The organism is Bacillus sp. 1A, from assembly GCF_052682215.1.
The window spans coordinates 4,983,643-4,994,806 of the sequence record NZ_JBQYLZ010000001.1 but is presented as its reverse complement, the minus strand read 5'-3'; the positions used below and the strand labels follow the sequence as shown (position 1 = coordinate 4,994,806).

The window sequence follows — 11,164 nt, the reverse complement described above, 5'->3', positions numbered from 1 at the left end:
ATAGGATATGTGTGTGACAAATAAAGGGAAACATGTACAAGTTGATTTAGTAATAATGATTTAAATGTCTAAATAAGGGGTTGGAGAATGATTGGATTGAAAATAAGAGTGGAGCGTCTTAGAAAAGATAATATAAATGATATTGTTGCATTATCTTCTTATATTGGTTGGGATTATAACAGAGAAGAAGTTGAAACGATTTTTAATTCAGGTATTGTATATGGCGTATGGAATGAGAGAAAAGAACTGATTGCAAGCGCTGCAATTATATTATACGGAGAGGCGTTAGCGTCAATAGGAATGGTAATTGTCCATCCGGATTATAAGGAAAGAGGGATTGGAAAGGCGATAACGAGTTCTTGCATGAATAGCGTATCAGCTCGAACTTCAATTATGCTGATTGCTACAGATGAGGGGAAGCCTTTATACGAAAAGTTAGGATTTAGGGCAGTGAGCTATATTTCTAAATACATATGTAACTCGTACAATACGAATTATAACTGTCAAGGAAATGAAGAATATGTGATGAATTATAAAGAGGGGGATTTAGAAGAAATAATAAAAATAGATGAAGGCGCATTTGGAACAAGTCGAAACGAGTTTTTAAAACAAAGAATTATGCAAAGTGATCAGTGTGTCGTTATAAAGGATACAAAAGAAAATGTAGTAGGATACGGTATAAGTATACAAACGCCAGAAAATAAAATAATAGGACCGATCGTTGCTAAAAATGATGCAATGGCAATGAAAATAGTACATGCTTTAGCAAGAGGGCATGATGGGAGATTAAGAATGGATGTACCAAAAGGAAAGGACGATTTTCTGAAAGAGTTAGAGATTGCTGGTTTTCAAAAGGTGAATACACCGCCAATTATGATGAGAAATAGTGATCAATTTTTGAAAAGAAATGGGGAACTATACAGTATTGCAGCGCAAATTTTTGGATAAAAAAGAATCCTTTTCGGCAAGAAGACTCCATCTGATTTGTGTTACGGGTGAAACCCAACAATTCAGGTGGAGATGAATTGCCGTCAGAAGGTAGTCTGAACTCTTTTGTTTTTTTGTCTTACGATACAATCTGCCCTTAGATAAGGAGGGAATATATCTTAAGATAACGAAATTGGATAATAATCATCATTTGGTTACTTGCACCAAAAGTAATGAATAAGTTTAATGAACTCTCTAAGAAAGGTGGTGAAAACAATGGCTAGAAAGAAAGCAGTGAAAGTATTATGTAAACAAAAGAAAAGAGAAACCATGCAACGATTCACGCAGAAACAGAATATTGGGCGAGCTTGCTTGACTGCAAAGGAATTTCGCTTACTGCAACGCATGTCACATAGTTCAAAAGCATTGCGAAATGTCGGGTTGTACACGATAAAACAAAGTTACCTGAATCATAACAAGATTGCTACTGTAAAAGAAGTGGATACCGCCATGCAAGCCGATATGAATTACTGGGGCATGCAATCAAACTCCGTCCAAGCGATTCGTAGAGCCTTATATGCAGAAGTAAAAAGCTTTTTTAAAGCATTGGAACAGTGGAAGAGAAAACCTGAAACATTCACAGGACGTCCTAAGTTTCCAAATTATTCTCGTTCAACTGACAAACGAATTATTGAAATCTATCAAGTTCCAAAAGTAGATGAGAACGGGTATTGGATGATTCCGATGAATGTGGCATTCAGAAAAAAATTCGGTTCCATTAAAATACGTATGCCGAAAAACGTAAGACATAAAAAAATCTCCTACATTGAGATTGTACCGAAACAAAAAGGTCGGTTCTTTGAGGTGCATTACACATATGAGATGCACGTCTCTCAAATGAAGAAACAATCAGCGACCACTAGTAACGCTTTGAGTTGCGATTTAGGTGTAGATAGATTAGTAAGTTGCGCAACAAATACAGGTGATACATTCTTAATTGATGGAAAAAAACTAAAGTCTATTAACCAGTACTTCAATAAAATGATCCGTAATCTGCAACAGAAAAATATGGACAATGGAATTTCAAAACGTATTGTAACGAATAAAATGGCTACACTTTGGCATAAACGAGAACGACAAATAAACGGTTACCTTTCACAAACGGTAGGCTTGTTGTTTAAAAAAGTGAAAGCATTCGGCATAGATACGGTTGTCGTAGGGTATAACGCTGGCTGGAAACAAAAATCAGATATGGGAAAAAAGAATAATCAAAAGTTTGTTCAAATCCCGTTTCATAAACTGATTGCGGCAATTGAGAATAAATGTATAAAAGAAGGCATCCGATTTTTCAAACAAGAAGAAAGCTATACTTCTAAAGCTAGTTTTCTGGATAAAGATCCGGTTCCAGTTTGGTCTAAGGATGATAGGACCCATTATCGCTTTAGTGGCAAACGAATCACTCGTGGTCTGTATCAAAGTAAAGCAGGAACATGTATCCATGCTGATATTAATGGTGCATTAAATACATTGGAAAAATCAAGAGTTGTAGAATTGGATGAAAGTCTTAAAGTGAAAACGCCGATTCTATTAGAAGTGCAAAAACGTAAGGCTGTTGCTTCGCGCATAGCTTAGTGGGTGCGTCAATCATCCATGTGTACTCGACTTGTCGGGGCTTGTAGTACACGCCGGATTCATCTGAGTGGTGGCTTCTTCCATAAGGAAGAACTGCTCTTTTTCGAAAGGGTGGTGCAAGTGGGAAAACAATCGTTCGTTGCCAGTACCAACCAAAAACATACTTGGGGTGTTACCATAAGGTGGCATGAATGCTAGAGCGTCAACTGTCTAGCGATAGACGAAAAGACCTAGCGTTCTAACTCAAGCCCCCACTGAAAGGCTTTATCTCAGTGGGGGTAGTTGACTAATCACGATATTGGTCGTGAGTTGGTTGAAAGAGGTCTTCCTCAATATCTCTCACCATAGAAAAATGATCCACATTATAATGTCCATGTAGAATTTTATTATGATGACCAATAATTTGCTCTGCAGACAACACATTAGAATCAGTTGTGGAATGACCGTTTTTAATTAATGTAACATCAAATCCTTGTACAGTAGCTGTTCTAACTGCGGTGTCGATGCAATGTTCTGTTTTACATCCACCGATAACGATATGATTAATTTTTTCTTCTTTTAAAAGTTCAAGTAGAGAAGTGCCATAGAATGCGTTTGTTGCTGCTTTATTAATAAGGATTGCAGACTGAGGTACTTGAATTTGATTATGTACTTCAAATCCTTCTCCGCTACCAGAAGCAACATCGATATCTCTTACGAAAACAACAAGGGCATTTGCATCTAGTGCTTTCTGTACGGCTGTATTTAGTGTAGATAATAGATCTTTTTTACGAAAAACTTCATTTTCTTTTTCATTTCCATCCATTAATTCTTGCTGAGCATCAATGATTAATAGTGCTTGTTTCATCGTGTCTCCCCTTTAATATGAAATAAGTTCCACTATACATATTCATTCATATTGCAAGGAAATCCTCTATTGTCTATGCAGTAGACGATAGATTTACAAAGTTGTCAAAGAAATTTCATTCTCATAGCGTGTAAAAACATGTATGATAGGAGATGGAGAATTTTTGAGTAGGTGGGAATATCATGCAAACAGTAGAAGATTATCTTTCATTCTTACATACGAAAGGATTTAAACTATCAGAGGAAGCACAAGGGTTTATTATGTTCGGACAAGGATATACTGGTGCATCTGATGGAATTGTGAACGCAGCAATAGAAGCGACAATTAAACATCAATTACAGTTTGATGGGAGTTATTTTGTTGCGTTATTAGAACGTTTGAAAGAAGAAGAAATTACAGATAAAAAAAGCGCTAAGGCTTTTATGCGGAAGTTACAATCGTAACTTCACGCAGCCTGCGCTTCTTTTTTTGTTTTGGAAGGTAATTCAACAAAAACCATGCCTAGGAAAATACATAGGCATCCGATAATAGCAGAAATAGAAAGTTGTTCGTTTGCCACGAGAACGCCTGTTAATGCAGCAAAAACAGGCTCCATTGCGAAAATAATTGCTACTCTCGTTGGAGACGTATGTTTTTGTGCTGATGTTTGAATAAAAAAAGCAATGGATGTCGCAAAAAGGGAAGTTAGAAATAGAGCGAATAAAAAGGAAGAATTCGTCCATAGTGCCACTGAAAATAATTTTTCCCAATCTTCAAACAAAAAGGCGCAAATAGAAGAAAACATACCGACAGCTAATACTTGCGATGTGCTTAACAATAAAGGTGATATTTTCTTAGAGAAGAAGCCGTTAACAAGAATATGGGCGGCGAAAGCAACTGCACAACCGAGAACGAGTATATCTCCAATGTTCAATTGAAAAGAATCACCGGCCGTTAATAAGTATAAACCAGCCGTTGCTACAGCAATGCCCATTACGATAAAAATGGTAGCTTTTTGTTTTAAAAAGATAAAAGACAAAATGGGTACCATAACGATACTAAGCCCTGTTAAGAAACCAGCTTTTGAAGAAGTTGTATAAAGTAAGCCGAATGTTTGTAATACATAGCCAACGCATAAAAAAAATCCAACGATTAATCCAGCGAGACTACTCTGTTGTATATCTTGTTTTGAAGATTTTTTTGAGAAAATCATTTGAACGAATAATAAAATAATTCCAGCGAATAAAAAGCGAATACCATTAAAAGTAAATGGACCAACGAAAGACATAGCATTTTGAACGACAACAAATGTAGCTCCCCAAATAAAAGAGACAAATAATAAAGCAAGAGGAGCAACCCAATCTTTTTTCACACTCATACCCCCGTTAATTTTGTAAGATAGCTTTTCTAGCTAATTCATCAGCAACTTTATTTTGACTACTTGGAATCCACTTAATAAAAAAGAGATCGAAACTTTTTATGTACTGTAATGCTTCTTCTAATAGTGGTGCAAACATTTTATTTTTTGCGTATTCTTTTTCCACAGCTCGCTCGACAAGTTGCGAATCTGTACGAAAAGAGACAATGTTATAATTATGCTCCGTGCAATATTTTAATGCCGCAAGTAAGGCGTGGTATTCTGCTTCATGATTGGACATTGTCCCAAGGGGCAATGATAATTGTACAGCTGGTTGCACCCCTTTAATAAACACTCCAGCACCAGAAGGACCAGGATTTCCTTTTGATGCACCATCAATATATACTTCAATCAAAATGAGAAACCTCCAAATTATAAGATGATCCCCTACTTATATGTTTCTTTGAAGTAGGGGATAGAGTACTTTAGCCGATTGTAATACTATAACGACATGTAAATGTTTCATTCGCTTGTAAAGATTGAATTCCTTTTTTTTCCTTGAAATCTTTTGCCGGATTTACTTCATCAGCAATACCGTACCAAGGTTCAATACATAAGAAAGGTGCGTTTTCGCCTGGTGTCCATACGCCGACAAATGGGAATCCGTCAAATTCTACTTTTACAAATTTATTATGTTTATGAGAACGAATAGAGATTTCATCCGTATTCATATTTTCAAAAATAAGCGCATCATTTTTGAATAAATCGTATGTAAGTGGTAATTCATTCGTATTTTCAGCAATTAATTGTTTTTTACTTGAAAGATAAGGTCCTTCTAATACGCTTGTTTCTAAGCGTTCAGAACCATTAAATGATAAATGATAATCAGTAAATGATTCGCCCTCTAATAAGGGGAAGTTGAAACCAGGATGTGCTCCGATTGAGAAGAACATCTCTTTTGAAGCAGGGTTATTTACTTCATATGTTACATGAACGATATGTCCGTCTAGCTCATAAGAAACGAGTAATTCGAATTCGTATGGGTATTTTTTTAATGTTTCTTCATTACTAGTTACAATATAAGTGATTTTCGTTTCACTTTGTTCTTGTACAGAGAATGTAAGATCACGAGCAAAGCCGTGTTGTGTTAAAGAATATGGTTTACCATCTACGTAGTATGTATTATCTACTAATCGGCCGACAATTGGGAATAAAATTGGTGCGCGGCGCCCCCAATAAGTAGAATCGCCTTGCCATAAGTATTCAGTGTTATCTTCTTTTAAGCGAACGCTTTGTAATTCTGCACCTTTGTCAGAAATGGAAACGACCACTTTTTCATTTTGAATTGTTGCTGTCATGAAGTGAAACCTCCTAAAACTTTCATATGTTTTATTATACGTTGTCTAAAAGAAAAAAGGTAGTTAATGATAGGAATCTATTGACGAGAGAGTGTGTATTGCGTAGAATATATTCTTGTTGCTTAAAAAACGAATAACGTGGTTCGAAACCATCCCACGTAAAAAAACTAAGGAGATTTTGTCATGAATATAAGAACATTAGTCGGTAATGGTATTTTAGCGGCATTATATATTGCTGTTTCTATGCTTATTCAGCCATTTGGCTTTACGAATGTACAGTTTCGTATTTCAGAGATGTTTAATCATCTTGTTGTATTTAATAAGAAAGCAATTTACGGAATTGTATTAGGTGTATTTTTAACAAATCTCTTTTTCTCACCTATGATCGCTTACGATTTAGTATTTGGAGTAGGGCAATCTATTCTTGCATTAGTTGCAACGATTATTTCTATGCGATTTATTAAAGGTGTTTGGGCTCGTATGATTTTTAATACAGTTATTTTTACAATTACAATGTTTATGATTGCAATTGAACTTCATCTTGCATTTGATTTACCATTTATGTTGACTTGGTTAACATGTGCCATCGGTGAATTTGTTGTCATGGCAATTGGTATGCCTGTAATGTACTGGATTAATAAACGAGTACAATTTGAAAGATTTATGCAATAGATGAAAGAGCTATTCCTAAAGGGATAGCTCTTTTTGCATGTGATAATATTGAATATAATTCAGAGACTCTTGATAAAATATAATAAAATAAAGTGAGGCTTTCATTAGCTGGATACATATAAGAAGTCTTACATAAGGGGAATCTAGTATGAAATATAAAATTCATTGGTTATATAAAATGAAGCGCGGTTTGCAGACGGAATTAACGACAGATTATATGAACATAGAAGATGTGCTGCAATTTGCAGAGGATTTCGAGAAAACAGGAAGAGTGAAAGAACTATCATTTTATGATGAAATGGATGCAGAATGGTCATTAAAGGAAATGAAAAAGCTGAGTAAACAAGTGGAGGATGAGCCCCAAGAAATACTCGTTTATTTTGATGGTGGTTATGATGTGCAGACGAAAGAAGCTGGAGTAGGTATATGTGTGTACTATAAAAAAGCAAATAAAAATTACCGAATTCGCCGCAACGGATATATAGAAGGTATATATGATAATAATGAAGCCGAATATGCGTCATTATTATACGGTATGAATATACTCGAGGAATTAGGGATTAAGTATGAAGCAGTTACACTTCGCGGGGATTCTCAAGTGGTATTGCAACAATTGGCTGGAGAATGGCCTTGCTATGATGAGCATTTAAATCATTATTTAGACCAAATTGAACAAAAAGCGAAGCAAATGAAATTAAAACTTGTATGCGAGCCAATATCTAGAAAACAAAATAAAGAAGCACATCAATTAGCAACGCAAGCATTAGAAGGAACAGTCATTGATAGTCATAAAGAAATAACCGAATAGAGAGGTGCAACCGTGGATAAAAAGCAACTCATTACAGAGGTAAATGACTTATTAGAAACGTATTGTGAAGGGTGTTTTTTGCGAGAACATAATCGAAAGACAAATAGTAAATATTATGCTCATTCATTTTGTATTAGGCAATGTACAGTTGGAGAAACATTGAAAAAGTATGGGGAACAGTTGTCATGAAAAAACATCCAGAGAACATTCTCTGGATGTTTTTTTTAGTGCTTTGCTTCGTTTAATTGCTGCTCGCATTTACTTAATTTCTTTTCCTCATTCATTAGAAACGGCTCATCTAAATCTACCGCAACAGATTTCATAATTTCAAGCTGAGAGCGAGCTGCTTCTACAGCAGTTGTGGCATGCTCTAATGTATCTGGATCCATTGAAATTGTCGCTGATCCTACCATTTTTTGTGCTGTTTCTACACGGAATTTCACTTCTTCAAAATCATTTACTTCTGATCCCATTATTACTTCCTCCTTTGTATATTGCGCATTTCACATAGTTTTTGCTCTGTAAAACGGAAATATACAAAGGAATAACAAAGGAGGTTACCAAGTAAGGTAACCTCCTGTTATATGTTGGATTAAAGTTTTACTACGTTAGCAGCTTGAGGTCCGCGGTTTCCTTCAGTGATATCGAAAGATACTTCTTGACCTTCTTCTAAAGCTTTGTAGCCGTCACCTTGAATAGCAGAGAAATGTACGAATACATCGTCAGCGCCTTCCATTTCGATAAATCCAAAACCTTTTTCGTTGTTAAACCATTTTACTTTTCCTTGCATGTTACAATTCCTCCTAAAAACATTTGCTTTTTTCATTTAGTGAAATTCATTTGAAAGATAATATAAACTAAAAATGCTATAATCTTGAATATTCTGCTAAATGATTAATTTAAATATACACGAATTGGTAGAAATTAGTCAAGTAAGCGATTTTATTTTTTTTGTATTTTTAAATAATTTTTCAGCCGAATTTTTAAATAGGTATAGGACAGGCCGAGTATGTAATATTCTTAATTGAATGCTATACATAATGAGGTGAAAGAAAGAATGAATGAGTCTTATTTATTAGATAATGAAGGAATGAGAACGAGAACTGACATACCAAATTGGGTTACAAAAGAATTTCAAAATTTTTCGAGTGTCGTGCTAGAACCAACTTTCCCATGTTATTTCGGCTTAACAGCTTTGAAAAAGAATGAACTTCGTTATTCATTTCTCTCTCATAATGATTGGAGTCATTTGCCACATACAATGTTATCTTTTTTAGAGTTAATGAAAGAGCGCCCAATTGTAAGAAGAGGATTCTTTCTTTTTGTGGAACCGGAATGTGAGGAACAATCACTGGAATATTATCGTGATTACTTTTGGAAAGTACTACAATATTTACATGAAAACGATGACCAAACATGGCCGAAGCAAATTCCTGAAGACCCAGACCATTACTTATGGGAATTTTCATTTGGCGGGGAACCGATATTCGCATTTGGAAATGCGCCAGCTTATAAACAACGAAAAACTAGGCATTTAGGAAATTCTCTCGTTATTGGATTTCAACCGCGTACCATCTTTGATGGATTAGAAGGGGATCGCCCTAAAGGAGCATATTCAAGACAAACGGTCCGAAATCGAGTTGAAAGTTGGGATCAGCTGCCGAAACATCCTAACATTAGTCATTATGGTGATTCAGATCATCGCGAATGGAAACAATACTTCATAGGAGACGATATAGAGCTGATAAAAGGAAAATGTCCTTTTCTTCATAAGTTAGAAAAGTAAGAGCCATCATCGAGATGGCTCTTTTGCATAATTTGGATAAAAAAGGGTATTTTAGTAGTGAATATTTTGATGAAAGCTAGTCTATTTTTAATCATTACTTAATAGTAAAGGAAGTAGAAAGGATAGAGCGATGTTTGGAGCGATTATACAACAAATTGTATTAGGTATTTCATTAGCTGCGCCAGTAGGTCCGATTAATATTGAAATGTTAAAACGAGGAATTGAACGAGGTTTTTGGCATGCATGGGTTGTTGGAATTGGTGGAATGACTGCAGATATTTTGTTTATGCTTCTCATTTATTTCGGTTTATCTTCTCTGTTTATGTATACATATGTACAAGCTTTTATGTATTGCACAGGTTTTTTCTTATTATTTTATTTAGGATTTCAAAGTGTAAAACAAGGAATTTCCCACTCGAATATGGAATATAAAAAGGAAGAGGTAGGTGGTCTTAAACAATCGTTTATGGCAGGTTTTTTAATTGCGATATCCAATCCATTAAATCTTGTTTTTTGGTTTGGTATATACGGAAGTACACTTAGCTCATTGCTTACGAAGGTAACGAAACAAGAAGCCTTTTTGTACAGTCTTTGTATTATCGTTGGCATTATTTTATGGAATTTAAATATTGCTTTTTCTGTCCATTTTGGCAGAACTTTATTAAAGCAAAAAGCACTTGGCTATATAACAGCCGGAGCCGGTATTATTTTAGTAGGATATTCTATCCATTTTGCATACAAAGCTTTACAGTTGTTCACATAAGATTGAAGGGGAGATTTTTATGTATCGAACCACTATTGACGGAAAAGAAATTATTATTACGTTGGCACCCAAAATCCGAAAAGAAATTACTGATAGAAATCCATTATATGAAGCAGTATTTCACAATGCAGCAAGATTACTACAAACAAAGCAACCAACGTTTGCAGTGAATCATGAAATATTTGGGCTCATTATTGGAGAGGTACAAAGAGGAGAAGTGACAGTGTTTGCGGTGGAACATATTATTCCGAAGCAAAATATATTTGGATCGAACAATTTTTTCTCGACAATAGAGCAGCAGGCAAATTTGTAAAGTGAATAGAATAAAATAAAAAATAAAAGAAATAGTCGTAACGAAATGTTGCGGCTGTTTTTTTGGAAAAGGGGGAAGGAAGATGAAGAGAGTGGGGAAAGAGTTCTTTTTACAACATGATATCGTTATTATGTATAGTATTTTATTTATTTTCATCATTATTTTAAAAATGCAATTTTTCACATGGATCGGTATGTTCACGTGTTTGTTTGGGATTGTTTTTTATACGCTTAACGAATATATGACACATCGATTTTTATTCCATTTAAAGCCACCTAAAAACGTATTTTTATTAAAAATGTTAAGAAGATTACATTATGATCATCATGTATATCCAGATGATTTAAAACTATTATTTTTGCCTGTATGGTTTAGTATACCTAGCTTTACTATATATTTACTTATAGCATATGGTATAACAAAAAGTGTTACTATTACACTTTCATTCGGGACTGGAATGATTATCATGCTTCTCGTTTATGAATGGAAACATTATATTGCACATAAGCCGATTCGTCCGTTCACTAAGTTTGGAAGATGGCTAAAAAAACAGCACATATTACATCATTATAAAAATGAAAAGTTTTGGTTTGGTGTTTCAAATCCAGTATTCGATTTCATATTTGGAACGCTTAAAGATGGGAAAGACGTTGAATTAAGCGAAACAGCTCGTAATTTAGAAAAAGAAAAAAAGACAGAAGTAGTGCGATAAGCACTACTTT

At 34.8% G+C, this 11,164-nt stretch carries 16 protein-coding genes and 1 riboswitch; of the genes, 10 read left to right on the top strand and 6 right to left on the bottom strand.

The genetic code is table 11. The features are described 5' to 3' along the window. Positions 1-87: 87 nt before the first annotated feature. Both ACUN0F_RS25525 and ACUN0F_RS25520 read left to right on the top strand, forming a co-directional pair. Entirely contained in the window at positions 88-948 is an 861-nt protein-coding gene (locus tag ACUN0F_RS25525; protein WP_000579672.1) for a GNAT family N-acetyltransferase, read from the top strand. A gap of 255 nt (positions 949-1,203) precedes the next feature. Continuing rightward, positions 1,204-2,559 carry an RNA-guided endonuclease TnpB family protein gene (locus ACUN0F_RS25520; RefSeq protein WP_445540395.1) on the top strand — a complete coding sequence of 452 codons (1,356 nt, stop codon included), beginning with the start codon at positions 1,204-1,206 and terminating at the stop codon, positions 2,557-2,559. 286 nt (positions 2,560-2,845) lie between these two features. Here ACUN0F_RS25520 and ACUN0F_RS25515 read toward each other — a convergent pair whose 3' ends face one another. Next, entirely contained in the window at positions 2,846-3,406 is a 561-nt protein-coding gene (locus ACUN0F_RS25515) for a cysteine hydrolase family protein (protein WP_046955188.1), read from the bottom strand. Between the two features lie 182 nt (positions 3,407-3,588). Here ACUN0F_RS25515 and ACUN0F_RS25510 point away from each other — a divergent pair, with 182 nt between their 5' ends. After that, positions 3,589-3,849 (top strand): DUF6123 family protein, encoded by a 261-nt coding sequence (locus ACUN0F_RS25510; RefSeq protein WP_098667215.1) that lies wholly within the window; start codon positions 3,589-3,591, stop codon positions 3,847-3,849. Positions 3,850-3,851: 2 nt separating this feature from the next. Here the strand turns inward: ACUN0F_RS25510 and ACUN0F_RS25505 are convergent, their stop codons facing one another. The 3 genes from ACUN0F_RS25505 to ACUN0F_RS25495 form a co-directional block, all read right to left on the bottom strand. Continuing rightward, positions 3,852-4,757 carry a DMT family transporter gene (locus ACUN0F_RS25505; RefSeq protein ID WP_142343508.1) on the bottom strand — a complete coding sequence of 302 codons (906 nt, stop codon included), beginning with the start codon at positions 4,755-4,757 and terminating at the stop codon, positions 3,852-3,854. A 13-nt stretch (positions 4,758-4,770) separates the two neighbouring features. Beyond that, positions 4,771-5,157, bottom strand: a complete 387-nt coding sequence (locus tag ACUN0F_RS25500; RefSeq protein ID WP_000573873.1) for a reverse transcriptase-like protein — start codon at positions 5,155-5,157, stop codon at positions 4,771-4,773. A gap of 70 nt (positions 5,158-5,227) precedes the next feature. After that, positions 5,228-6,100, bottom strand: a complete 873-nt coding sequence (locus tag ACUN0F_RS25495) for an aldose 1-epimerase family protein (protein ID WP_264463171.1) — start codon at positions 6,098-6,100, stop codon at positions 5,228-5,230. A gap of 132 nt (positions 6,101-6,232) precedes the next feature. After that, a riboswitch (PreQ1 riboswitch) is annotated at positions 6,233-6,277 on the top strand. A gap of 6 nt (positions 6,278-6,283) precedes the next feature. On the opposite strand from ACUN0F_RS25495, the gene ACUN0F_RS25490 reads away from it, so the two are divergent. From ACUN0F_RS25490 to ACUN0F_RS25480, 3 genes are all read left to right on the top strand, one after another. Then, complete coding sequence (locus tag ACUN0F_RS25490; RefSeq protein WP_001026468.1) at positions 6,284-6,772, top strand: QueT transporter family protein; 489 nt, start codon at positions 6,284-6,286, stop codon at positions 6,770-6,772. 148 nt (positions 6,773-6,920) lie between these two features. Then, positions 6,921-7,580, top strand: a complete 660-nt coding sequence (locus tag ACUN0F_RS25485; RefSeq protein ID WP_264463173.1) for a ribonuclease H family protein — start codon at positions 6,921-6,923, stop codon at positions 7,578-7,580. Positions 7,581-7,592: 12 nt separating this feature from the next. Continuing rightward, entirely contained in the window at positions 7,593-7,769 is a 177-nt protein-coding gene (locus ACUN0F_RS25480) for a zinc-finger domain-containing protein (RefSeq protein WP_000358801.1), read from the top strand. A gap of 35 nt (positions 7,770-7,804) precedes the next feature. Here ACUN0F_RS25480 and ACUN0F_RS25475 read toward each other — a convergent pair whose 3' ends face one another. Beyond that, entirely contained in the window at positions 7,805-8,053 is a 249-nt protein-coding gene (locus ACUN0F_RS25475) for a DUF2564 family protein (RefSeq protein WP_000534400.1), read from the bottom strand. Positions 8,054-8,172: 119 nt separating this feature from the next. After that, complete coding sequence (gene cspB, locus ACUN0F_RS25470; protein WP_001161731.1) at positions 8,173-8,370, bottom strand: cold shock-like protein CspB; 198 nt, start codon at positions 8,368-8,370, stop codon at positions 8,173-8,175. Positions 8,371-8,637: 267 nt separating this feature from the next. On the opposite strand from cspB, the gene ACUN0F_RS25465 reads away from it, so the two are divergent. The 4 genes from ACUN0F_RS25465 to ACUN0F_RS25450 all read left to right on the top strand — a co-directional run bounded on the left by ACUN0F_RS25465 (position 8,638) and on the right by ACUN0F_RS25450 (position 11,154). Continuing rightward, positions 8,638-9,366, top strand: coding sequence for a YqcI/YcgG family protein (locus ACUN0F_RS25465; RefSeq protein WP_264463174.1), 729 nt, complete (start codon positions 8,638-8,640; stop codon positions 9,364-9,366). Between the two features lie 130 nt (positions 9,367-9,496). After that, the gene (locus ACUN0F_RS25460) at positions 9,497-10,129 is read left to right on the top strand and encodes a LysE family transporter (RefSeq protein WP_078418419.1); all 633 of its coding nucleotides are present in this window, start codon (positions 9,497-9,499) and stop codon (positions 10,127-10,129) included. 19 nt (positions 10,130-10,148) lie between these two features. Beyond that, positions 10,149-10,442 carry a hypothetical protein gene (locus ACUN0F_RS25455; protein ID WP_000286363.1) on the top strand — a complete coding sequence of 98 codons (294 nt, stop codon included), beginning with the start codon at positions 10,149-10,151 and terminating at the stop codon, positions 10,440-10,442. Between the two features lie 82 nt (positions 10,443-10,524). Continuing rightward, on the top strand, positions 10,525-11,154 hold the full coding sequence (locus ACUN0F_RS25450; RefSeq protein WP_060489687.1) for a sterol desaturase family protein: 630 nt from the start codon (positions 10,525-10,527) through the stop codon (positions 11,152-11,154). The last annotated feature ends 10 nt before the right edge of the window (positions 11,155-11,164 follow it).